We start from the raw sequence: 23530 nt of genomic DNA, 5'->3' as shown, positions 1-23530 counted from the left end.
CCCTCCGTACGAAGTGATCGCTGATCTGCACACTGATATATCAGTTGTCGGCTAAGCTAGGTGTGGTCTGGATCACTGTCAACCCCGACGCAGGAGTAACTTCCGATGGCGAACTCCACCGGCACATCGCTGAGCAGGACGGCGTACGAATCGCTCACCGAGCGACTCGTGCTGCTCGACATCGCCCCCGGTAGCCCGATTAACGAGCAAGACCTGATGGGCAGCCTCGGCATCGGGCGCACCCCGTTGCGGGAAGCCCTCAAGCGCCTGGAGTCCGATCATTTGGTGGTGACCTATCCCCGGCGCGGCACCTTCGCCAGCCCGGTAGACATCACCGCCCTCACCGAAATTTCCGAGATCCGCCGCTCCCTCGAACCGCTCGCAGCTCGGCTCGCTGCGCAACGCGCTGACGCCGACGACCGTGCGGCGGCGAAGAAGATGCGCGCCCAGCTGAGCAAGGTGCGACCCGACATCCCCGCCCGCGACGCGATGAATCTGGACCTGCAGGTGCACCACGCGATCTATCGCGCCACGCACAATCACCACCTGCGGACGGCCCTGGAGCGCTACGGCAACCTGGCCACCCGGATTTGGTCGGTGGCCGCGCCGCGACTGACCCACGTCGACAGTCACGTCACCGAACATGTCGAGCTGCTCGACGCAGTGGTGGTCGGCGACGCGGCGGTCGCGGAATCGCTGATGGTTGCCCACATGGACGACTTCGAACAGCGGATCCGCACCGTTCTCTGACGATTCAGGGCGAACCGAAGTTGATCGGTCGTCCTCCACCCGAAACACCCGTCGGGCAAATTACCTACCGGTAACCCTTGACCCGCGCCGGGCGCCCCTCGTACCTTTCTTTGCAACGCGGTTGCATGTGTTGCAACTCACACTTGAACCGATCGCGTCCCGGGCCTTCCTCGCAACGTCGCGAGAAGTTGTCGGCCCGCCCCCGGGACGGGGAGCGTTTGCTCCCGCCCTCACGAAAGGCGAACCCCCGCATGCAGATTGACACCACTCCACAGGGGGAGGCATCGACCGCGGACGTCGAAGACGTCCTGCAGCCGATTCCAGAATCCAAACGCACCACCAAGGTTTCCGGCCAGTTCTGGATCTGGCTCGGCGCGAACGTCGCTCCGATCAACTGGATCCTTGGTGCTCTCGGCATCCAACTGGGCCTGAGCATGAGCGACACGATGATCGTGTTGGTACTCGGAAACCTGATCGGCATGCTCGGCTTCGGCTTCTTCGTATTGCTCGGCCAACGCTCCGGAGCCACCGGGATGCTGCTCTCGCGCGGCGCCTTCGGTCGCAAGGGTGCCTATCTGCCCGCAGCGGTCCAGGCGACCGTGGCCATCGGGTGGGCGGCGGTGAACACCTGGATCATCCTCGACCTGGTGATGAGCCTGTTCGGCCTGCTGGGCTGGGTCGACCCGCACGCCCACAACTACGCCGCTCGGATCGCGGTTGCTGCGGTGATCATGGTCGTGCAGGTCACGATCTGCTTCATGGGCTACCGCGCCATCGCCGCCTTCGAGCGCTGGTCGATGCCCCCGACGATGGTCGTGTTGACGATCATGACGATCCTCGCGTGGACCAAGGTCGACGTGAACTGGAGCTATGCCGGCGCCAACCTGCACGGCTCCGAACGGTTCGCCACTATGTCGGCGATCATGACCGCGATCGGTATCGGCTGGGGCATCGGGTGGTACACCTACGCCCCCGACTACTCCCGCTTCGTCAGCCGCACCGTTCCGCGCGGCAAGCTCTACTTCGCCAGCGTTCTGGGTCAGTTCATCCCGGTCATCTGGCTGGGCGCGCTCGGCGCATCGCTGGCCACCACCAACCCCAAGGCCGACCCCGGCGAGCTGATCGCGGGCAACTTCGGCACCATGGCGATCCCCATCATCCTGCTGGTTCTGCACGGCCCGGTCGCCACGAACATCATCAACATGTACACGTTCAGCGTTGCCAGCCAGGCCCTGGACATCAAGATCTCCCGCCGCAAGCTGTCGCTACTGGTCGGTGCCCTGTCGATGATCGCGGTCATCGGGTTCATGTTCGCCGGCAACTTCGCCACCGTCGTCGACACCTGGCTCGTCGCCATCGCCGGTTGGGTTGCGACGTGGGGCGGCATCATGGCGGTCCACTACTTCATCTTCGAACGCCACCACCGCAACTTCGACTACCTGTTCACCGACCCGAAGGACACCCATCTCAAGGCGGTCAACAAATACGCCATCATCGCGTTCGTCTGCGGTCTGTTCATGACCTGGATGTTCATGTACGGCGGCATCTCGGCCCTGCAGGGACCGGCGGCCCGCGCCATGGGCGGCGCAGACTTTTCCTGGTTGGCCGGCTCGCTGACCTCCGGCACGATCTACTTCTTCGCCGGCTACCGCCGCTTCAAGGCCCGGATCCACGCCGGCATACCGCTGGGTTTGCGCGACGGCATCCCGGACCACGAGGCCGTCGCCGAGCTCGAGTCCTGCGAGCTGAACCAGGCCACCCGCGATGAGGTCGTTGCATGACGGCCCCCTTCCACCCGCAGTCCGGGTTCGCCTGGCCGGAGGGCAAGAAGTTCTCCGCGACGCTCAGCTTCGACGTCGATGCTGAATCCGGGGCGTTGGCCTTCGACTCCACGTTCCACAAGCGGATGTCGCTGATGACTCACCAGCACTACGGTCCGACCGTCGCTGTGCCCAAGCTGCTCGCTCTGCTGGCCCACCACGACATTCGCGCCACGTTCTTCGTGCCGGGCTACACCGCCGACCTCTATCCGGACATGGTGCGCAGCCTGGTCGATGGTGGCCACGAGATCGCCCACCACGGGTGGATGCACGAGAAGACCACCGCGCTCACCGACGCCCAAGAAGCGGAGATGCTCGACCGCGGCTTGGAGAGTCTGGCCAAGGTCGGTGTCACACCGGTCGGTTATCGGGCGCCGTGGTGGGAATACAACTACCGCACCACCGAACTGCTGCTCGAACGCGGTTTCACCTACGACTCGAGCCTGCTCGATGGCGATGTTCCCTACCGCTTCCGGTCAGCCGCGGACGCCCCCGGCGACCTGGTGGAGATCCCGGTCGACTGGGCCATGGATGACTGGGAACAGTTCGCCTTCTACCCCGAGTGGACCGGCAGCGGAATCATCGAGTCGCCCCACAAGGCGCTGGAGATGTGGTCGTACGAAGCGGATGTCGCCGCCGCGGCTGGCAACTGCTGGGTGTTGACCAACCACCCGTTCATCTCCGGCCGGCCGACCCGGATCGCAGCGCTTTCCGAGCTGATCGATCACCTCAAGGACCTGCCCGGCGGGTGGATCACCACCTTGGCGGAGATCGCCGCACATACCCGAACCGTCGTGACGGACGCTCGCGTGCACCGCCAGATCCCTGACCCCGGGCCTCAGCCCGGACAGGGGCCGGACGGCCACCCGCAGTCACCCACCCGCGACAACCTCTGAATCAACACGCAAGGAGCCACACCATGTCCACCACTGCCAGCCCCACCACGGTTGCCGACCTCGAACGCCTGAAGGTCCTGCACAACGGCGCGAAGGTGCCGCTCACCTTCAGCGATGCGGAACTGGAGCGTCGCCTGACCGGCCTTCGCTCGATCATGCAGGACCTGAAGCTCGATGCCGTGGTGCTGACGTCGTACCACTCGATCAAGTACTACAGCGACTTCTTGTTCACCTACTTCGGGCGGTCGTACGCGATGGTCGTCACCCCCGACGACACCGTCACGATCACCGCGAACATCGACGCCGGCATGCCGTGGCGTCGGTCGTACGGGGAGAACATCGTCTACACCGACTGGCGACGCGACAACTACTACTACGCGATCCAGGAGGCGCTGAAGGAGCGCAAGATCAAGGCCACCCGGGTTGGTGTGGAGGACGACACCCTGCCGGTCATGTTGCGTCAGCGCCTGGCCGACGCGCTCGACGGCGCTGCCCTGGTCGATGTCTCGCAGGCGGCGATGCGCCAGCGGATGATCAAGTCGGCCGAGGAGATCGAGGTCATCAAGCATGGCGCTCGCATCGGCGACCTGGGCGGCGAAGCCATCCGCAACGCCATCAAGGTCGGCATCACCGAATACGAGGTGGCGTTGGCGGGCACCGAGGCGATGGTCCACGAGATCGCAAAGACGTTCCCGGACAGCGAAATTCGTGACACTTGGGTGTGGTTCCAGTCGGGCATCAACACCGATGGCGCGCACAACTGGGCGACCACGCGCAAGCTGCAGGACGGCGACATCCTGTCGCTCAACTGCTTCCCGATGACCTCCGGTTACTACACCGCTCTGGAGCGCACCCTGTTCCTCGGGGAGCCGGACGCCCGCTCGCTGGAGCTGTGGAACATCAACGTAGAGGTGCACCGCGCCGGCTTGGAGCTGATCAAGCCGGGCGCTGTCTGCAAGGACATCGCCGCGCAGCTCAACGAGATCTACGTCGGCTACGGCCTGCTGGCCAACCGTACGTTCGGCTACGGCCACTCGTTCGGCGTCCTGTCGCACTACTACGGTCGCGAAGCCGGCCTGGAACTGCGCGAGGACATCGACACCGTGATCGAGCCGGGCATGGTCGTCTCGATGGAGCCGATGATCACTGTTGCGGACGGTCAGCCGGGCGCGGGTGGCTACCGCGAACACGACATTCTTGTCGTGGGTGAGGACGGCGCGGAGAACATCACCAAGTTCCCGTTCGGCCCGGAAAAGAACATCATCACGGCCTGACCAGCGCACTAAAGTCGCGTGCGGGGTGGGTTCTGTCCGAACCCGCCCCGCACTTCGCTTCACTGAAAAAGGGGAACGACAATGACGTCGAACGGGCGGGGATCATCGCCGATCGCCACAGCGATGACGGTGCTGCGCTGTTTCAGTCCGGATCGGCCGGTGCTGGGCGTTGTCGAGATCGCCGACTTGGTCGGACTTCACAAGTCGTCGGTGTCGCGGCTGATGGTCACGCTCGAAACCGAGGGATTGGTTGAGCAGGATCCACTGTCGAAGAAATACCGGCTCGCGCTTGGTCTGCTGAGCGTTGCCGGTTCGCTGCTCAGCCACCTCGATGTCCGCCGCGCCGCGCTGCCGATTCTGCGCGAGCTGACCGCCGACACTCAGGAGACCAGTTCGCTGATGCTCTGGGACGGAACCGCTGCGGTCTCGGTCGAGCAGGTTGCGTCGCCGCTGCCGATCAAACACTCCGCCGAGCTCGGCACCCGCTATGACGACCCGGAATCATCCTGCGTACGGGTGTTCCTGGCCGAGTTGCCCGACGACCAAGTCTCCGACTTGCTCTCCACCATGAAAACGTCCCGCCGCCAGTTCGACGAACTGCGCGCCGACGACAAGGACTGTGTATCGGTCAACGTCGGACAGTCCAGACCCGACGAAATCGGCGTCTGCGCCGGTGTGCGCGATCATCGCGACGAGGTCGTCGCAGCGGTATTGATCTCCGCCCCGCGCTACCGCGCCGATGTTGAAGCGTTGGTCAAGGCTTGCCGTACGGCGGCGGACGACCTGACCACCAGCCTCGGCGGATTCGTTCGGACGGCCGGCTGATGGACTGGTCAGCCGAAGCTTTGGACCGGGCCGTCGACGCAGCGGCCGCATCTGCCGCGGTGGGTGGAGTGCCCGTTGGGTCCTGCCTGACCTTGAACGGCAAGGTGATCGCCGTCGGCCACAACCAGCGGGTCCAGCAAGGCGACCCGACCGCTCACGGCGAGATCGACGCGTTGCGCGCGGCCGGCCGCTCGACGGCGTATGGGCGGATGACGATCTATACGACCTTGGCGCCCTGCGCGATGTGCTCCGGAGCGATCGTGCAGTTCGGGATCCCCCACGTCGTGGTCGGCGAGAACACCACCTTCCCCGGCGAGCTCGACTGGCTGCGATCGCGCGGGGTCGAGGTCACGCTGGTCGACGACCCGCGCTGTCGGCAGCTGATGAGCAACTTCCAGCGGGACTTCCCGCGGGTGTGGGCCGAAGACATCGGCGAAGGCGACTGACGTCGGCCGGTATTCGCGCGCCGGGCTTCGGCGTCGTCAGGGCCACAGCGATCGCCGCACTAATCAGGTTGATGGCAGCGAGCCGATGTGATGGTCTCGGGGCATGCAGCCGCTCACCGAGGCCGAGATCCGGGCCAGTTTCGTCAACACCTCCAAGCGCGAGGTAAGCCAGGCGACCCTCCCCCGACTCGACGAAGTCCCGTGGGACCGCATCGAATTGCTCGGGTGGCGGGACGAGAAGCGGCCACAGCTCGCCTATGTCGTGGTGGAGACCGACGACGGGCCGGTCGGGGTGCTGTTGCGAACCGCGCCGCCAACGAAGCTGCGCCGCCGGATGCTGTGTTCGTGGTGTCAGGACACCGTGACCGCTGACGACGCCCTGCTCTATGTCGCGCGGCGGGCCGGAGCCGCTGGCCGCAAGGGAAACACGATCGGCACCTCGATCTGCACCAACTTCGGCTGCTCGGCGAACGTACGTCGAACCCCGACCGTCTCCGAGGTCGGCAGCGACGACCCCACGGACCGCGAGCGCTGGATGACGCGCCGGATCGACGTCCTGCTCGAACGCTCCCGCCACTTCATCGGCGAAGTTTTGACCGACTGACAGCCCCACCCCCGTTGGTTGAGCCGGATCCGTAGCGAGGCAGGAGCCCAGGATCAGCGTCGAAACCCCTGCCGATCCCACAGGTTCCCGCTACCGTTCAGGCAGACAAGGGGAGGTCACACATGTCCATGAACGACGGCTATTACACCCAGCCGATCGAGGGTCGCACGCACAACCCAACATCGCCGATCCCGCAGCAGCCCTACTACCCAGAACCGGTGCAGTCCTACGCTCCGGGCGGGTACGCGCCGCAGGGTTATTCGAGCCAGCAGCCCTACGCGCCGGCGTTTCAACCGGGCTACGCCCAGCCGCAGTCCTACTTCATGACCACAGCACCACCCGCCTCGGGCGGGCTGATCGCGGTGGCCTGGATCGTCGCCCTGTTCAGCGGTCTCTACATGGTTCCGTGGGCGGTCGCCGTGACCCGCAACAAGTCCGACCAGGCCACGATCGGCCTGCTCAACTTCTTCCTCGGCTGGTCGGTGATCGGCTGGATCATCGCGCTGGTGATGGCCTGCGGCACCGAGCGGTCACGACACACCGTGGTCGTCAACCAATTCAACGGGCCGCCGAACTACTACCGCTGAGCGCGTCCTTCGCGAGGTGCGGGCCCGGCGGGGCCTTCCTCATGCCCACGCACGAGCGCCAGCAAAACGGCCGCGACGCTAGCTTTCTCGGGCAGACGCGCGGTCACGAATTTCCATCAACGGTCACCGTGGTCGTCACCGTCGTCACCGAAGGGCTGGCCGGGGTGGAACTGAATCCGAAGTCCGGTGGCGGCCAGACCTTGGCGAGCTGTCCCAGGTCGGCGCCATGCCAGCTGCCGCGCAGGCCGACCACGGCGCGCTGATCGATGGCCCCATAGAACTCGCGCCTGCCGTTGCCGGCGGAACCGACCGTGCGAACCCCAGGGTGGATACGCCGCGCCACCGGATCGGCGACGATCGCAAGCGCCCGGCTGGTCGCGACCGAACGAGGCAGCAGGCCGAGGAAACGTCCCGTCGGGGTGCGGCCGCCGAGATCGAACACGACATCCAGATCGGGTGCCTGCACCCGCCACTTCTGCTCCCCCGCATCGACCGCCACGTGGCCGATGACGACCTCGTCGAACTGGTAGGTGAGCGCGACGTAGTCGGCGACCTCAGGGTTGGGCGCGAGGAGCAGTCGCCGGTGGTTCGCATCGGCCAGCATCACGTCCGCGAACGACCCGAGTGGCGAGTGGTCCCACAGCCCAACGACCACCCGTACGCCGCTGGTGGAGCCTGCGCCAAGGATGCGCCCCTCGAAACGATCGACCGTGCGGGTCACTCGTTGACCAGCTCGTTGCGCGTGGTGACGACCTGCAAGGTGGCGACCGGTCCGGTGATCGTGGTGGTTCCGGGGATGTCGGCGAACGCGCCACCGTCGACGCTGAACTGCCCGCCGTACGTCGTTGAAACGCTGACCGAGTAACTGCCCGCCTTCTTATAGGCATGGGTGATGTCCCCGGTCGGGTAGACGCCGCCGGCCGACGGTGTCGCGCCACTGCCTGCGCCATCGCCGAAGCTGAACGCGTTCGATTTGAAGGTCGGCTTGATCCGCACCTGGTGACCGAGCATCGTCACGGCCCGGACCTCCCCCGGCTCGAACCCCACGGCCGGATAGCCGAGCGCGAAATAGGTCGGGAGCGTCACCAGCGTACGGTTTCCCACCGGCTGCATCGAGACCGTCGGCTTGGCGAACGGAGTGCGGGCCCATTCGCTGCGGATCATCGCCATCGTCAGCTGCGGTCGCCGGTCGGAGTTCGGAACGTCGCTCGGATAGCAGGTCGTTCCGGCCACCACCCAGCCCGTCGGCGGCTTGCCCGGCTCCTCCTCCCGGCGATAGATCCGACTCAATGGCCCCGGCCGCCCGGCGTTCTCACAGATGGTCAGTGCGGCGATGCAGGAGAACTCTTCAGTCTTCGCGGGGTCGTTGGCGGGGCATGCCATCCGGGTCGTGTACTTGTACGGGATCTGTACGACCGGTTTGCCCGGCGCCGGTGCGGCGGTGGCCTTTTTGTACTTGGGGAGGGACTTGGTCTCGCGTTCCGTCATCCCGAAATCTCCGCCGTCACCCCCAATGGAGCCGCAGGTTGCTCCGCGGCATCCCGTGGAACGCACGGCCGCACCCGCCGTTGATTGGCTTCCCCAGACGGTGAATGCGCCAATGGCCAGGACCATCCCAGCTGCTTGGTGTCGTCGCCAGTTCGGCATCAATGGCTCGCCGAGGCGTCGAACTTGAGCGTCTGCACACGCCATCCGGCTGTCGTCCATGCAAGGTCGAATACCTCGCCGAACGGACCCGCCACGGGCTCCGGGCTGGCCGATGCGCCATCCCCGCTAACTATGTAGGTGAGCGGCTGCTTGCAAATCACGTTCACAACAGTCCCCGCCCGGCCCTCAACCCGGTGCGCGGACACGACCTGGAACTGCGGTCCACTTACTCGCTCTTTGTTTGCCGCCCAGTCTTTAACGCTTCCCTGCTGGTTCGCACACGTCTTGCACGACGGCAAAGCCAGCGCCTCAAGCACCCCAACCTTCGGCGACTGGCCGACCTTGTTGACGGTTTCCAAGTAGTACTTCGCGAACGCAATCGCCCCCGCATCCGTCTTGAACTTCGCCGGCTCAGGCACGCTGGGCGCACCCGCGTACGTCGCATTGCTCGTCGCCGGGCTGCTGGTCGATGTCGACGGCGCTGCGGACGTCGTGGTGGTCGTGCTTGCACTTGATGTGGCGGGCGAGCTCGATGAACTCGACCCGCCTGTCGAGCCGCCCGAACAGCCGCTGGTGATGGCGGCCGACGCCAGCAGGCCGACGGTGGACAGGATCAATCTGGGGTGACGAATGGACACTTCGCGACCTCCCTCTCGCGCTGAAGCTCCACGCATCGTGCCCACTTCGAGCGACCGCACCCCGATTTCACAAGGTAAGGACTTGGCAAAGAAACCCCAGCCGGAACTTCCCCACTCGCTGAAGGTCAGCCCAACGACGACTAGGGAGCCCCGAAAACCGGGGCTCCCTGGTCGTCAGGTCGCGAACTTCAGCAGGGATGAGCCTGCGAGAGCAACCGTCCTACTTGGCGGCCTTGGCGAACTCAGTCGTGTAGGTCTTCGACAGGTCGATGGAGTCCTTCTTCGGCTTCACGTTCACGCTGAACGAACCCAGCACCTGGAGGGCGTTCTTGGCACCCTCCGGATCCATCACACCATCCTGGGTGAACATGCCCTTGGAGTCCTTGATGCCCTGGATGTAGAGCTTCTTGTCGGATCCCGCATAGTCGGCGGGCATCTTCTCGGCGATGGTGTCGGCGCTGTTGGTGTTGATGTACTTCAGCGTCTTCACGAACGCGTTGGCCAACTTCTGCACCACGTCCTTGTGGGAGTTCACCCAGTCGCAGGACATGTAGAGCGACGACGCGGGGTAGAGGCCACCGAGCGCCTTCTTGGTTCCCTCGACGGTGCGCATGTCGAGCAACACCGAGGCGTCACCCTTCTGCGTGAGGCGCGCCACCGTCGGGTCGGTCGTCATGCCGGCGTCGATGCCGCCGGAGTTCATCGCACCGATGAAGGTGGAGTCGGCGCCGGCCTTGACGGTGGTGTAGTTCGCGGTGGTGACACCGGACTTCCCGGCGAGGTACTGGGTCAGGAAGTCGGTCGACGAACCCTGGCTGGTGACACCCAGCTTCTTGCCCTTGAAGTCGGCGGGCGTCGTGATCGACGACTTGGCCTTCTTGGAGACGACCTCGACCTCACCCGGCACGTTCGCGAACTGCACGACCGATTCCAGACACTTGTTGGAGTCCTTGGCCTGGATGTCGATCGTGTGGTCGTAGAAACCCACGACCCCCTGCGCCTGGTCGGCCAGCAGCGCGGTCTCGGCGGTCACCCCGGCCGGAGTGTCGACGAGCTCGACGTTGAGGCCTTGTTCCTTGAAGTAGCCGAGCTGTTCGGTCAGCTTCGCCGGCATGTAGATGACCTTGGCGGCACCGCCGACCATGATCGTCACCTTCGGGCTGGACCCACCGGAGGTGCCCGAGGACGAGTCCTTCTTGGTGGCGCAGCCGCTGAGGGCGAGGGTGGAGCCGACGAGGGCGACGGCGAGCGTACGGGCAGTTTTGTTCATGGTTTTTCCTTGTCTCAGAATGGTTTTCAGACCTGAAGGGCGGTTTGCCCGGTGGTGGGGCGCCACTTGAGCAGCCGCTTCTCGACGGCCCCCAGCAAGATCTCGGCGACCAGCGCCATCACGGTGGAGATGAGCATCCCGGCGAACACACCGGCGGAGTCGAACGAGTTCTGCGCGGTGTTGATCAGCAGTCCGATGCCGTGTGTCGACCCGGTGTATTCACCGACGATCGCGCCGATCAGAGCGAATCCGAACGCGGTGTGTAGCGAGGCGAGGATCCACGAGGTCGCGCTCGGAACCACGATCGAGCGCATGACGTTCCAGCGCGATGCACCGAGGATCCGGGCGTTGTTCACCAGGTTTCCGTCGACCTCGCGAGCGCCCTGGTAGGCGTTGAAGAACACCGGGAAGAACACCAGCACTAGCGCGGTCGCGACCTTGCTGGTCATGCCGAGGCCGAACCAGATGACGAACAGGGCGGCCAGCACCACGCGCGGAACGGCGTTCATGCCCTGGATGTACGGCTGCAGCACCTCGGCCAGCAGCCGCGAACGGCCGAGGACGATCCCGCAGATGATGCCGAGCAGCGAGCCGAGGATGAAGCCGTAGACCGCCTCGCGCAGCGTGAAGGACATGTTGAGCCAGATCGACCCGTTCGCTGTGCCGTCGGTGAACCAGGTGACGAGCTTGTCCCAGATCAGCGAGGGCTTGGAGTAGGTGAAGGCGTCCAGCCACTGATTGACCGAGAACTCCCAGAGGCCGAGGACCGCGACCAGCAGGACTACGCGGAGGATGTAGACCACGGTCTTGTGGCGGCGCACGCGCTGCCGAGCCGAGAGGCCGACCTTCTCCTCGATGCTGGGGTCCACGACCGTCCGATCGGCAGGTGCAGTATCAAGCGACACGGCCGGCTCCCGTCGTACGCGCGATTTCCACTTCGGAGGACAGCGACTTCCAGATCTCGCGGTAAGTGGTGATGAACTCCGGTGTCATTCGGATCTCCTCGACGTTGCGCGGGCGTGGCAGGTCAATCGGGAAGACGGCCTTGACCCGGGCCGGGCTGGCGGTCATCACGATCACTCGGTCGGCGAGCGTGATGGCTTCTTCGAGGTCGTGGGTGACGAAGATGACCGCGGCGTTTGTGTCGGACCACAGGTTCAGCAGTTCGTTCTGCATGAGCGCGCGGGTCTGAACGTCCAGCGCCGAGAACGGCTCGTCCATGAGCAGGATCGAAGGGTTGTTCACCAACGTTTGAGCCAGCGCGACGCGCTTGCGCATGCCGCCGGACAGCTGGTGCATGTAGTAGTTCTCGAAGCCTTTGAGACCGACGCGTTCGATCCATTCACGCGCCTGACCCTGGGCCTTCTTGGTGTCGACGCCGCGCCAGATCGGTCCGGCTGCGACGTTGCCCAGAACGCTGCGCCAAGGCAGCATCGCGTCGGCCTGGAACATGTAGCCGACCCCGTCCGGGATGCCCTGCACCGGTTTGCCGGCGACGGTGACGGTTCCTTCCGAGGCTGGCTCGAGACCCGACACCAGCGACAAGGTCGTGGACTTTCCACAACCGGTCGGTCCGACGACGGCGACAAACTCACCGGCTTCGACGGACATCGAGATGTCGGAGACGGCGGTGTGCAGACCACCCGAGGAATTCATGAATCGTTTGGTGGCGTGAGCGAGTTCGACAAGACTCATCGCGACCTCCTTCCGTTGCGTGACGTGGGTCACGTTCGATCAACTGGAGAGGACGCTAGGAGTCGACGCAGCGCGCTGTCGTGCTTGTGAGCGATAGCCGGAATCAGCACGTACTTCGTGTTTTGCGCATTCTGCTCTGCGGTCTGGATCATGGGTTGCGGACCTAGACTCAACGCCCGTGACCCGCCGACGGCTGCCCTTCACCCGGCAGATGATGCTGCTCCAGGTCGGCGTTCTGCTGACCCTGGGTCTGGTGTCGTTGGTCGCGGTCACCCTGATGCTCCGCTCCAGCCTCAACCACCAGTACGAACAGCGCGCGCTCGCCGTCGCCCGGTCCGTCGCCGCCACCCCGTCACTCGGCGACCTGGTCTCTGCGGAGAAGCAATCCGAGGTGCAGCAGATCGCGCTGCGCGACAGCAACGCGACCGGTGCCCTGTTCGTGGTGATCACCGACCGCAACGGCATCCGGTTGGCTCACCCGACGCCGGCAGAGATCGGCAAAGTGGTCTCCACCGACCCACGGGAAGCATTGAGCGGCAAAGAAGTTGCCTCCATCGAGCAAGGAACGCTCGGCTTTTCGGCGCGCGGGAAGGTGCCGCTGCGCAACTCGGCCGGAAGGATCGTCGGAGAGGTCAGCGTCGGGTTCGCGGCGACCGATATCAACCACGCGCTCACCGCCCTGCTGACCACTGCGATCCCGGTTGGGTTGGTCGCGATCGCAGTCGGCGCGCTCCTCACCGCGCTGCTCGCTCGGCGGCTGAAACGCGGCCTGTTCGGTCTCGAGCCGGATGCGGTGGCCGACCTGCTGCGGGAACACGACGCGGTGCTTTTCGGCATCAGTGAGGGTGTCCTCGCGGTCGACCCGCAATGCCAGGTGACGATGGCCAACGACGAGGCCAAGCAACTACTTGGCCTACCCATCGAACGTGGAACGGCAATCACCGATCTCGGGCTGCCGGCTCGGCTGGAACGGGTGTTCGTCGAGCGCAGCGATGCTCAGCTGACGGCCGTGTCCGGTTCGCGGGTGCTCATCGCCCGACACCGTACGGTGAGCCAAGGCAACCGCTCCCTGGGCAGCGTGCTCACCCTGCGCGATCAGACGGACATCGAACAGCTGACCTCGGAACTGGCGTCGGTGCGCAATATGACCGGTGCGCTGCGCGCCCAACGACACGAGTTCGCCAACCGGATGCACACCATCCTCGGGCTGCTGCAAACCGGATCACCGGACGACGCGCTGGACTACCTGCACGGCTCCGTCGGGCCCCTCGTCGAATCGACGATCAGCCCGGATGCGGTGCGGTCCAACACGATTCGCGCATTCTTCGGTGGCAAGAGCGCCCATGCGGCCGAACGCGGCGTGCACCTGAGCCTGTCGCAGGAGAGCTACGTGCCGCGGAAGATGGTGGCGCCAGTCGAGGTCGTCACTGTGCTGGGGAATCTGGTCGACAACGCGATCGACGCCACGCCCGCGGGCGGCGAGGTCGTCGTCGACCTGCTCACCGACCGCAGCGACCTGGTGATCTCGGTGGCCAACACCGGCAGCGGCATCCAGCCCGACCACGTGGCGACGATCTTCACCGACGGCTTCTCAACCAAGGGCGACGACCGGGGCATGGGGCTGGCGATCGCCCGGCAGACGGCGCGCCGCCTCGACGGAACCCTCGAGCTCGTCTCCCCCGGCGACGGCGACTCGATGACCGTTTTCGTGGCGCGCCTACCCGGAGTCCTCGCGGACTCAATCACCGATCCGGAGGATGACTGATGATCAAGGTGCTCGTCGTTGACGACGACTTCCGGGTGGCCCAGGTGCACGCCGCCTACGTCGACGCGCTGACCGGTTTCGCGGTCGCCGGCGTTGCCCACGACGCAGCCGATGCGCTCGCCGCCGTCGGCGCCAACGCCGTCGATCTGGTGCTGCTCGACACCTATCTGCCCGACCGCCTCGGCACCGACGTCATCACCGACCTGATCAAACACGCCGACGTGATCATGGTGACCGCCGACTCCTCTGCCGAATCCATCCGTACGGCGCTGCGTCGCGGCGCGCTCAACTACGTCGTCAAACCGTTCGCCCGGGAATCACTGCACGCCCGACTGAAGGCGTACGAACGCTACGTCTCCCGGATCGGGAAGGGCACACTCACCCAGGACCGAATCGACACCGCCTTCGTCGCCCTCCACGAAGGCGACCGGCCACAGACGCCGAAGGGTCAGTCACCGGTGACCGCGCGGCTGATCCGGGAGGCGATGCAACAAGCCGGCGAACCTCGTACCGCGGTGGAGATCGCCGATCTCGTGGGTGTATCGCGCGCAACAGCACAGCGCTACCTCGCCGCGCTCGCCGAAGATGGCAAGGTCGAGGTGGCGATGCGCTACGGGTCGACCGGCCGACCGGAGCACCAATACTCCTGGCGCTAGGCCGTCCCGCTCAGACTCCGGGAACGATCCGAATGTCGCGCAACGCACCGTCACCCAGCGCCGCGAGCGCCTGCTGGTAGAGCTCGCTGTCATGGCAGGAGACGGCGGCTTCGACCGAGTCGAACTCGATCAACACCGAGCGCTCCAGGCGGCCCTCCTCGAAAGCGGCCTCCGCCTTGCTGCGGGACAGGAACCGGCCCCCGCCCGCGGTGATCGCGGCTGGGGACAATTCGGCGTACGCGGCCATCTTCGCCGGGTCGCGGATCTCGAAGTAGGTGCTGATCCAGTAAGCAGTCATGGTGTGACGCTAGCGAACCTGCGCTGACGTTCATCTCGGCCAGGAAGCTGTCGGGATCATCGAGCGCCGTGCCAGGGAACAGCATCGTCTGCTGGATCGCGTCGTAGTCGGTGCCGAGCCGATCGCAGTGGCCGCGCGCCCGCGACTTTATTTCTTCTGCAGAGTCGGCTTGTCCCAACCACGTTGCGGTGCACGGGACCCGGTGCCTTGTCCCGGCCGCTGCTCACGGGAGCGGTAGACGATGTACGGACGGGTCAGGTAGCCGATGGGTGCGCTGAACACGTGGACCAATCGAGTGAACGGCCACAGCGCAAAGAGTATCATCGCCACGAACGCGTGCAGTTGGAAGGTCAGCGGTGCGTTTGCCATCAGGTCGGCGTCCGGTCGGAAGGTCCAGACACCGCGGAACCACAGGCTCACTCCATCGCGATAGTTGTAGTCGCCCCCCACGTGGAACAGACCGGACGCCAAGGTGTTCCACACCCCGAGCACGATGGCGGCGGCGAGGAAGACGTACATGACCTTGTCCATGTTCGTGGTCGCCGAGAAGACCGGCCCGGTGACGCGGCGACGATAGATCAGGATGACCAGTCCGGCCAGCGCTACGAGCCCTGCCGGGATGCCGCCAGCGAGGGCGATCACGTGGTACCAGTGCTCGGAGATGCCAAGCGCGTCGGTCCAGACCTTGGGGATGACCAACCCGATGATGTGACCGCCCAGCACGCCCAGCATGCCGAAGTGGAACATCGGGCTACCCCAGCGGAGCAGGTTGTTCTCGTAGAGCTGCGAGCTACGGGTCGTCCAGCCGAACTTGTCGTAGCGGTAACGCCAGAAGTGCCCGACGATGAACACCGCGAAGCACACGTAGGGCACGATCACCCAAAGGAAGAGGGCCATCAGGACACTCCTGTCGTCGGCATTCCGATGTTGATCGGGGCAGGTCGCGGGTTGAGGCGCGGATCAACGCTGTACGGCGAGGTGTCGATGCCTACGTCCTCCGAGGGCGGACCCGCGGCGATCAACTCAGCGAGCGCGATCTCGTCGTCTTCTCCCAACGACGGCAGGGTCGCCCGAAGCGCCGCGATCACTGGTAGCCAACGGGATTCGCGGCGGACCAGCGCCCGATGCAGCAGTTCGACCCCTACGCGATAGTCGTTGAGCAGCTTCCACGCAGCGTCCCGGCTGGTGAAGGCCCCGAATTCCAACAACACCGGCAGGAAGTCGGGCAGCTCACTGCTGTCATCGGCGAGCTCGACTCCAGCGTTCCGGTAGGCCTGCTTGAACTCCACCAGTTCAACTCCGCGTCGACGGGTATCGCCACTGCTGAAGTAGGTCAGGTGCAGGCTGCATTTCCGCGTCACGTCGAAGGTGTCGACGTAGTCGATCTGGAGGTCGGCGAGCGGGATCGCGGAGGCCTCGTCAACGAACGCGGTCAACGGGGCGCTGATAGCCGCGGGCAGCCGTTCTGCCACGTCACGAACGACCGAGAACCGTTGCGGCGCATCATCATCAGGGTATTCGAGCAGTAGCGAAACTGACTGCCACGCAGCCGCCAACACGTCGTCCGGCAGCTGCGCCGCCGCACGACGATGTCGCTTCCAGCGGAGCGTCTTCATCGCTGCTCCCCGTCGTGCTGCTGCTTGTCGCGGCGCGGGAACATGCCCTCGGGCACACCCCGGCCGTCCCAATTGAGCAGATTCACCCGTCCCGCCTTCGAACCGCCGCTGACCAGCGTGTCGCCGTCGGAGGTCTGTCGCTCCTGCAGCATTCGGAAATTCTCGACCGCGACCGGCGTCAGCGCTCCGGTGCCCGATCCCTCACCGAACGGTGAGGAGGCGGGCTCGGGATCGTCGTACCCGCTCACCGCGCAGTCGGTCGCCAATTCCTCCAGCCCGTGGGCTTGTTCGGCATGGGCGGTCGGGATGACGTAGCGCTCGTCGTACTTTGCGATCGCCATCAGTCGGAACATCTCGTACATGTCCTCGGCGCTCATCCCCACCGACGCGGCGATCTCCTCGTCGGGATCGCCGCCGAGGTTGATGTCGCGCATGAACGACCGCATCGCGGCCATCCGCTTCAGCACCCGGTCGATCGTGGGCACGTCCCCCGCGGTGAAAAGGTTTGCGAGGTATTCGATCGGGATCCGCAGCGTGTCGATCGCAGCGAACAGGTTGCCCTTATCCTCGGCGTCGTAGCCGGTTTCCCTGACCACGTCGACGACCGGCGACAGCGGCGGGATGTACCAGACCATCGGCATGGTGCGGTATTCCGGGTGCAGCGGCAACGCGACCTGGTAGTCCATGATCAGCCTTCGGACGGGTGACTTCTTGGCCGCCTCGATCCAGTCCTCGGGGATGCCGTCGCGCTGCGCGGCCTGCTGCACCTCCGGGTCGAAGGGGTCGAGGAAGCACCCGAGTTGAGCCTGGTAGAGGTCCTGATCGTTCTGGACCGACGCGGCCTCCAAGACGCGATCGGCGTCGTACAGCATGAGCCCGATGTAGCGCAGCCGGCCGACACACGTCTCGGCGCACACGGTCGGGATGCCGACCTCGATGCGCGGGTAGCAGAACGTGCACTTCTCGGCCTTGCCGGTCTTGTGGTTGAAATACACCTTCTTGTACGGGCATCCGCTGATGCACATGCGCCATCCGCGACATTTGTCCTGGTCGACCAGGACGATGCCGTCTTCCGCACGCTTGTAGATCGCACCGCTCGGGCAGGACGCCGCGCACGCCGGGTTGAGGCAGTGCTCGCAGATACGCGGTAGGTAGAACATGAAAGTCTGGTCGAACTCGAACTTCACCTTGTCCTCGATGCCCTTGAGCATCGGGTCCTTGGCTGCATGCTCGCCGGAGCCGGCGAGGTCGTCGTCCCAGTTGCCGGACCACTCGACGTTCATCGGCTTGCCGGACAGCAGTGAGTAGGGCCGGGCGACCGGGTAGTTCTTGGTGACCGGCGATTCCAGCAACGTCTCGTAGTCGTAGGTCCACGGCTCGTAGTAGTCGCCGATGCTGGGCAGCTTCGGGTTACTGAAGATCGTCGCGAGCTTCTTCAGCCGGTTCCCTGACTTCAACGTCAACCGACCGTTCGGCTGCACCTTCCAGCCGCCCTTCCACTTCTCCTGGTCCTGCCAGGTGCGTGGGTAGCCGAGACCCGGCCGCGTCTCGACGTTGTTGAACCACACGTATTCCATGCCGGCCCGGTTGGTCCACGCCTGTTTGCACGTGACCGAGCAGGTGTGGCAGCCGATGCACTTGTCGAGGTTCATCACCATGGACATTTGCGCCATTACTCGCATATTCGAATACCCCTCGCCCTGCTCAGTACTCGACCGCAGTGGTCCGCTTGCGGATCATCGTGACCTCGTCGCGGTTGCTGCCGGTGGGACCGATGTAGTTGAAGAAGTAGGACAGTTGCGCGTAGCCCCCGATGAGGTGACTCGGTTTCATCATGATGCGGGTCATCGAGTTGTGAATACCGCCGCGCTTCTTGTCGCGCTGAGTAAGCGGCACATCGATCAGCCGGTCCTGAGCGTGGTGCATGTATACGGTGCCCTCAGGCATCCGGTGCGAGACGATCGCCCGACAGGCGACGACACCGTTGCGGTTGACCATCTCCACCCAGTCGTTGTCGGCGATGCCGACCTTCGCTGCGTCTTGGTCCGAGATCCAGACCGTCTGACCGCCGCGGGAAAGCGACAGCATGAATAGGTTGTCCTGGTATTCGGAGTGGATCGACCACTTGTTGTGGGGCGTCAAATAGCGCACCGACACACCCAATTCGCCGGTCGCGCCGATCTCCTGCTCGCCGAAGAGACGGGTCATGTCCAGCGGTGGCCGGAACGTCGGCAGCGCCTCACCCATCCGCAGGATCCAGTCGTGATCGAGGTAGAAGTGCTGCCGACCGGTGAGGGTGTGGAAGGGCTTGAGCCGTTCGATGTTCACCGTGAACGGGCTGTAGCGCCGGCCCCCGGTCTCCGAGCCGGACCATTCCGGTGTGGTGATCACCGGCTGCGGCGCCAGCTGCGTATCCGCGAAAGTGATTCGCTTGCCTTCACTCTCGGCGGCGAGGTCGTGCATCTGCTGGCCCGTCCGCTTCTCCTGGGTGCGGAATCCCTGCGTTGCCAGGTGCCCGTTGGTGGCACCGGACAGCATCATGATCATCTGAGCGACCTGGATGTCGGTGTCCAGTCGGGGCCGGCCAGCTGCCGGACCGGTGGCGACGACGCCGTGCTCCTTGCGCAGCTGTTCCACCTCCGCCGTGACGTCGTAGGTGATGCCCTTGCAGGAGGTGCCCAACGTGTCGAGCAGGGGCCCAACGGCGGTCATCTTGTCGTAGACCGCGGGGTAATCGCGTTCGACCGGGATCAGCGCCGGCATGGTCTTACCGGGTATCGGGTCACACTCGCCGAGTTTCCAGTCACGCACCACCCCGTGCGGAGTAGCCATGGCATCCGGGGTGTCGTGCCACAACGGCTTGGCGACCAGGTCCGTGCGCGTGCCGAGGTGATCAACCGCCAACTCCGAGAAGCGTTTCGCGATCTCCTTCCACGCATCCCAGTCGGTCTTGCTCTGCCACGGCGGATTGATCGCGGGGTTGAACGAGTGGATGAAGGGGTGCATGTCGGTGGTGTTGATGTCGTGCTTCTCGTACCACGTCGCGGCCGGCAGGACGATGTCGGAGAACAGCGTGGAACTCGTCATCCGGAAGTCGATCGTCATCAGCAGGTCGAGCTTGCCGTCGACGATCTCGTCCGCCCAGGCGATGTCGCGCGGGCGGTGCTCCGGGCTCGCCTCGGCAGCGGTCACCGCACCGTCCGCGCCGAGGAGGTGTTTGAGGAAATATTCGTCGCCCTTGGCGCTGGAGCCCAACAGGTTGGAGCGCCACAGCGTCAGGACACGGGGGTAGTTCTCGGGGTTCTCCGGCTCTTCGAGCGCGAACTTCAGCTCGCCGCTCTGCAGCTTCTCGACCACCCAGTCCTTGACGTCGACGCCGTCCTTCGCGGCGAGCTCGGGAATCTCGAGCGAGCTCTTGTCGAAGGTCGGGTATGACGGCGACCAGCCCATCCGCACCGACTTCAGCAGCAGATCCATGATCGTCTGCTCGGGGAAGGCGCCCATCCCGGCACCGACGGTGTCGGCGAGGAAGGTGTCATAGCGGTATTGCCCGGTGTGGACGTACCAGTAGGCGGTCTGGTTCATGTGCCGTGGTGGACGCGACCAGTCGAGCGCGAACGCCGCGTGCTGGAAGCCCATCAGTGGGCGCACCTTCTCTTGACCGACATAGTGCGCCCAGCCGCCGCCGTTGCGCCCCTGACAACCGGTGATCGTGGTGAGCATCAGCATGGCTCGATAGACCAGGTCGGAGTGATACCAGTGGTTGGTGCCCGCACCCATCAGGATCATCGAACGACCTTGAGTGTCAACAGAATTGCGTGCGAACTCACGCGCGATGCGCGCACACGCCTCGGCCGGGACGGAGGTGATCTCCTCCTGCCAGGCCGGTGTGTACGGCGCGCTGGGGTCGTCGTAGCCGTTCGGCCAGACCCCGGGCAGGCCAGGCCGGCCGACGCCGTACTGCGCCAGCATCAGGTCGAAGACCGTCGTGACCAGGTATTCGCCCACGCGTACGACCGGTACGCCGCGCTCCTCCATCACTGCCTGACCATCGGGCGCGTCGAAGCGTGGCAGCCGAACCGCCAGCGACTCGCTCTCCTCGGACCAGAAGGACAGCTTGGGGCGCACGTCCTCCAGGTCCAGGTTCCACTTGCCCATGCCCTCATCACCGAAGCGGTCACCCAACGTGCCGTTCGGCACGACCGGCACACCGGTCACCTCGTCGAACACGACCGGTTTGAAGAGCGCGTTCTCGCTCGTCTTTGCGGGATTTTCGAAATCGGCGGCCACCAGGTTCTTGCCGGGCAACCAGCCGCCGTCGGCCTGCTGCTCGAGCGTGACCAGGAACGGTAGGTCGGTGTACTTCTTGACGTAGTCGTCGAAGAAGTCGACATGTCCGTCGACGAAGAACTCCCGCAGCACAACGTGTCCCATCGCCATGGCGAGTGCTGCATCGGTGCCCGGCGCGGGTGCCAGCCATTCGTCGGCGAACTTGACGTTCTCGGCGTAGTCGGGGCTCATCACCACGACCTTCTGGCCGCGGTAGCGCGCTTCGGTCATCCAGTGCGCGTCTGGTGTGCGGGTCAGCGGCACGTTGCTTCCCCACATGATCAGGTAGGCGGCGTCCCACCAGTCCCCCGACTCGGGCACGTCCGTCTGGTCACCGAAGATCTGCGGGCTGGCGACCGGCAGGTCGGCGTACCAGTCGTAGAAGCTGAGCATCGGCGCACCGATCAGCTCGTTGAACCGCGCGCCCGAGACATAGCTGACCTGGGACATGGCCGGGATCGGCGAAAAGCCAGCAATCCGGTCGGGGCCGTACCGCTTGATGGTGTAGACGTGAGCGGCCGCGATCATCTCGACGGCGTCTGCCCACGAGGCTCGTACGAGTCCGCCCTTGCCCCGCGCTTTCTTGTAGCGAGCCGCCTTTTCGGGGTCCTGGACGATCGACGCCCAGGCAACGACCGGGTCGCCGTACTCCGCCCGTGCCTCCTGAAACATCGTCAACAAGGTCGCGCGTACGTAGGGATAACGCACCCGGGTCGGCGAGTAGGTGTACCAGCTGAACGCCGCTCCGCGCGGGCAGCCACGAGGCTCGTACTCCGGCTTATCGGGTCCGGTCGTCGGGTAGTCGGTCTGCTGCGCCTCCCACGTGATGATCCCGTCCTTGACGTAGACCTTCCACGAGCAGGAGCCGGTGCAGTTGACGCCGTGGGTGGACCGCACGACCTTGTCGTGGCTCCAGCGGTCCCGGTAGAAGGAGTCCCCCTGCCGACCACCCTCGGCGTACATCGATCGGTGATCCTCCGAGACCTGCGCCCGGGTGAAGAATCTGCGGGTCCCGACCAATGCATCGGTCAGCTTGTCGTCCAGTCCGGCGCTCATGCTGGAATCTCCTGCACGCTCGATGAGGCAAGTGCGGTGCGTCGTACGACGGTCAGTGTCAGACAGAGCGTGAGCGCCGAACAGATCGCCAGCAACCACATTCCGATGGCATACGACCGCGTCGCGCTGTAGATGTATGCCATGACCAAAGGTGGCACAAAACCGCCGAGTCCGCCTGCGGCCCCGACCAATCCACTGACTCCACCCACGCGCGCCGGGGCGGTGGACTGCGCGATGAGGGCGAACGTAGCCCCCGAGGAGGCACCCAATGCGGCGGCCAAAATCAGGAACACGGGCGTGCCGTATCCACGAAGCGGCGGCTCGCCCGCGGCGACAACCGCACAAATCGCGACGACCGCGAAACAGGTCGCGAGGACAAGGACAGACCCGATCTTGTCGGCCAGAGCGCCACCCACCGGGCGCATGATCACCGCGATGATGACAAAGCCGGCCATCTTGTTCGCCGCGTCGGCCGCGCTGAGCGCGTAGGCGTTCTTCAGATACAGCGGCAGGAACACCGAGAAGGCGACATAGCCACCGAATCCGATCGTGTAGAGCACTCCCGCCTGCCAGGTGATCGGCAACTTCGCCGTCGACACCAACCGCTGCGCCAGCGGTGTGGTGGGCGCGACACGACCCGGTGCGTCACGCATCACGAACCACGCGACCACCGCATAGACCGCAAGCACGATCGCGACGAGCACGAACGGCACCGCTTGACCGTGCGTCTTGAAGAGCTTCACCGTCGTCAATGCACTGATCGCGGTGCCACCCATGCCCGCACCGAAGATGCCGATCGCCAGGCCGCGCTTCTCCGGCGGGAACCAGCCGTTCACGAACGGCACACCGACAGCGAACGACGTTCCGCCGATGCCGAGGAACACTGCGGTGACGAGCAGTGCGGGGAACGAACTCTGCGCCCAGAGACCGATCACCAGGACGGGGACGATCGTCGCCGCCGAGACCAGCGGGAACATCACTCGACCACCGAACCTGTCGGTCAGCGCACCGACTGGGATACGCCCGAGCGACCCGACAACAACCGGCACGGCGACCATCAAAGTGGCCTGACTAGCGGTCAGCGCGTGCCCGTCGGAGAAGGGCAGGAAGCTCAACTGCTTGTCGTACGCCGCCGCTCCGAGCTTGGCCTTGTCCGGGCTGAAGAGGGGACCCAACGGGCTGATCAACGCCCATGCCCAGAAGTTCACCGCAAATCCGACTGTCACCATTGCAAGTTGCAACCAGGCGCCGGCGGGAGTGGACGTCGCCTGCGGATCAGTGATCCTGGTTGACGCTTTGGGCATGGACACTATGGGCTCCGATGAGGTCAATGCCCGGTCAGCCATCCCCCTGAGATG

General features: G+C 65.0%; 23 protein-coding genes. 11 read left to right on the top strand and 12 right to left on the bottom strand.

The genetic code is table 11. The features are described from left to right. Window positions 1–105: 105 nt before the first annotated feature. The 8 genes from ACYU98_RS03470 to ACYU98_RS03435 all read left to right on the top strand — a co-directional run bounded on the left by ACYU98_RS03470 (window position 106) and on the right by ACYU98_RS03435 (window position 7202). The gene (locus tag ACYU98_RS03470) at window positions 106–750 is read left to right on the top strand and encodes a GntR family transcriptional regulator (protein ID WP_460466795.1); all 645 of its coding nucleotides are present in this window, start codon (window positions 106–108) and stop codon (window positions 748–750) included. Window positions 751–1001: 251 nt separating this feature from the next. Further along, window positions 1002–2531, top strand: a complete 1530-nt coding sequence (locus ACYU98_RS03465; RefSeq protein ID WP_460466794.1) for a purine-cytosine permease family protein — start codon at window positions 1002–1004, stop codon at window positions 2529–2531. Continuing rightward, the gene (locus tag ACYU98_RS03460; protein WP_460466793.1) at window positions 2528–3466 is read left to right on the top strand and encodes a polysaccharide deacetylase family protein; all 939 of its coding nucleotides are present in this window, start codon (window positions 2528–2530) and stop codon (window positions 3464–3466) included. The genes ACYU98_RS03465 and ACYU98_RS03460 overlap by 4 nt, the downstream gene beginning before the upstream one ends. A 23-nt stretch (window positions 3467–3489) precedes the next feature. Further along, window positions 3490–4740 (top strand): aminopeptidase P family protein, encoded by a 1251-nt coding sequence (locus ACYU98_RS03455; protein ID WP_460466792.1) that lies wholly within the window; start codon window positions 3490–3492, stop codon window positions 4738–4740. 81 nt (window positions 4741–4821) lie between these two features. Further along, complete coding sequence (locus ACYU98_RS03450; RefSeq protein WP_460466791.1) at window positions 4822–5565, top strand: IclR family transcriptional regulator; 744 nt, start codon at window positions 4822–4824, stop codon at window positions 5563–5565. Then, entirely contained in the window at window positions 5565–6011 is a 447-nt protein-coding gene (locus ACYU98_RS03445; RefSeq protein ID WP_460466790.1) for a nucleoside deaminase, read from the top strand. Before ACYU98_RS03450 ends, ACYU98_RS03445 begins: the two co-directional genes overlap by 1 nt. A 103-nt stretch (window positions 6012–6114) precedes the next feature. Next, window positions 6115–6615: an FBP domain-containing protein gene (locus tag ACYU98_RS03440; protein WP_460466789.1), complete on the top strand. Its 501-nt coding sequence runs from the start codon at window positions 6115–6117 to the stop codon at window positions 6613–6615. Window positions 6616–6737: 122 nt separating this feature from the next. Further along, window positions 6738–7202: a superinfection immunity protein gene (locus tag ACYU98_RS03435; protein ID WP_460466788.1), complete on the top strand. Its 465-nt coding sequence runs from the start codon at window positions 6738–6740 to the stop codon at window positions 7200–7202. 103 nt (window positions 7203–7305) lie between these two features. On the opposite strand, the gene ACYU98_RS03430 is transcribed toward ACYU98_RS03435, so the two are convergent. The 3 genes from ACYU98_RS03430 to ACYU98_RS03420 form a co-directional block, all read right to left on the bottom strand. Beyond that, on the bottom strand, window positions 7306–7923 hold the full coding sequence (locus ACYU98_RS03430) for a hypothetical protein (protein ID WP_460466787.1): 618 nt from the start codon (window positions 7921–7923) through the stop codon (window positions 7306–7308). Continuing rightward, window positions 7920–8690, bottom strand: a complete 771-nt coding sequence (locus tag ACYU98_RS03425; RefSeq protein WP_460466786.1) for a hypothetical protein — start codon at window positions 8688–8690, stop codon at window positions 7920–7922. Before ACYU98_RS03425 ends, ACYU98_RS03430 begins: the two co-directional genes overlap by 4 nt. Window positions 8691–8848: 158 nt before the next feature. Continuing rightward, window positions 8849–9268, bottom strand: coding sequence for a DUF6318 family protein (locus ACYU98_RS03420; protein WP_460466785.1), 420 nt, complete (start codon window positions 9266–9268; stop codon window positions 8849–8851). Here ACYU98_RS03420 and ACYU98_RS03415 point away from each other — a divergent pair. Next, on the top strand, window positions 9246–9476 hold the full coding sequence (locus ACYU98_RS03415; RefSeq protein WP_460466784.1) for a hypothetical protein: 231 nt from the start codon (window positions 9246–9248) through the stop codon (window positions 9474–9476). The two genes, ACYU98_RS03420 and ACYU98_RS03415, sit on opposite strands and share 23 nt — an antisense overlap. A gap of 231 nt (window positions 9477–9707) precedes the next feature. Here ACYU98_RS03415 and ACYU98_RS03410 read toward each other — a convergent pair whose 3' ends face one another. From ACYU98_RS03410 to ACYU98_RS03400, 3 genes are read right to left on the bottom strand one after another with little or no spacing between them, the layout of a single operon-like run. Continuing rightward, a complete protein-coding gene (locus tag ACYU98_RS03410) occupies window positions 9708–10757 on the bottom strand; it encodes an ABC transporter substrate-binding protein (protein WP_460466783.1) in 1050 nt (349 codons plus the stop codon). Between the two features lie 26 nt (window positions 10758–10783). Further along, window positions 10784–11626: an ABC transporter permease gene (locus ACYU98_RS03405; protein WP_460466782.1), complete on the bottom strand. Its 843-nt coding sequence runs from the start codon at window positions 11624–11626 to the stop codon at window positions 10784–10786. A gap of 25 nt (window positions 11627–11651) precedes the next feature. Further along, window positions 11652–12452: an ABC transporter ATP-binding protein gene (locus tag ACYU98_RS03400; protein WP_460466781.1), complete on the bottom strand. Its 801-nt coding sequence runs from the start codon at window positions 12450–12452 to the stop codon at window positions 11652–11654. Window positions 12453–12630: 178 nt separating this feature from the next. Here ACYU98_RS03400 and ACYU98_RS03395 point away from each other — a divergent pair, with 178 nt between their 5' ends. Beyond that, complete coding sequence (locus tag ACYU98_RS03395) at window positions 12631–14217, top strand: ATP-binding protein (RefSeq protein WP_460466780.1); 1587 nt, start codon at window positions 12631–12633, stop codon at window positions 14215–14217. Next, window positions 14217–14873 carry a response regulator gene (locus tag ACYU98_RS03390; protein WP_460466779.1) on the top strand — a complete coding sequence of 219 codons (657 nt, stop codon included), beginning with the start codon at window positions 14217–14219 and terminating at the stop codon, window positions 14871–14873. Before ACYU98_RS03395 ends, ACYU98_RS03390 begins: the two co-directional genes overlap by 1 nt. Window positions 14874–14883: 10 nt before the next feature. Here ACYU98_RS03390 and ACYU98_RS03385 read toward each other — a convergent pair whose 3' ends face one another. The 6 genes from ACYU98_RS03385 to ACYU98_RS03360 all read right to left on the bottom strand — a co-directional run bounded on the left by ACYU98_RS03385 (window position 14884) and on the right by ACYU98_RS03360 (window position 23401). After that, window positions 14884–15171 carry a DUF1330 domain-containing protein gene (locus ACYU98_RS03385; RefSeq protein ID WP_460466778.1) on the bottom strand — a complete coding sequence of 96 codons (288 nt, stop codon included), beginning with the start codon at window positions 15169–15171 and terminating at the stop codon, window positions 14884–14886. A gap of 147 nt (window positions 15172–15318) precedes the next feature. Then, the gene (gene narI / locus ACYU98_RS03380) at window positions 15319–16068 is read right to left on the bottom strand and encodes a respiratory nitrate reductase subunit gamma (protein ID WP_460466777.1); all 750 of its coding nucleotides are present in this window, start codon (window positions 16066–16068) and stop codon (window positions 15319–15321) included. Next, entirely contained in the window at window positions 16068–16787 is a 720-nt protein-coding gene (narJ, locus tag ACYU98_RS03375; RefSeq protein ID WP_460466776.1) for a nitrate reductase molybdenum cofactor assembly chaperone, read from the bottom strand. The genes narI and narJ overlap by 1 nt, the downstream gene beginning before the upstream one ends. After that, entirely contained in the window at window positions 16784–18469 is a 1686-nt protein-coding gene (gene narH / locus ACYU98_RS03370) for a nitrate reductase subunit beta (RefSeq protein ID WP_460466775.1), read from the bottom strand. Before narH ends, narJ begins: the two co-directional genes overlap by 4 nt. Window positions 18470–18491: 22 nt before the next feature. Continuing rightward, a complete protein-coding gene (locus tag ACYU98_RS03365) occupies window positions 18492–22172 on the bottom strand; it encodes a nitrate reductase subunit alpha (RefSeq protein ID WP_460466774.1) in 3681 nt (1226 codons plus the stop codon). Beyond that, on the bottom strand, window positions 22169–23401 hold the full coding sequence (locus tag ACYU98_RS03360) for an MFS transporter (RefSeq protein WP_460466773.1): 1233 nt from the start codon (window positions 23399–23401) through the stop codon (window positions 22169–22171). The genes ACYU98_RS03365 and ACYU98_RS03360 overlap by 4 nt, the downstream gene beginning before the upstream one ends. Window positions 23402–23530 lie beyond the last annotated feature (129 nt).

The organism is Calidifontibacter terrae (assembly GCF_054778835.1).
Note: the sequence above shows the minus strand (reverse complement) of the source record. Positions and strands in the feature narration are given on the sequence as shown.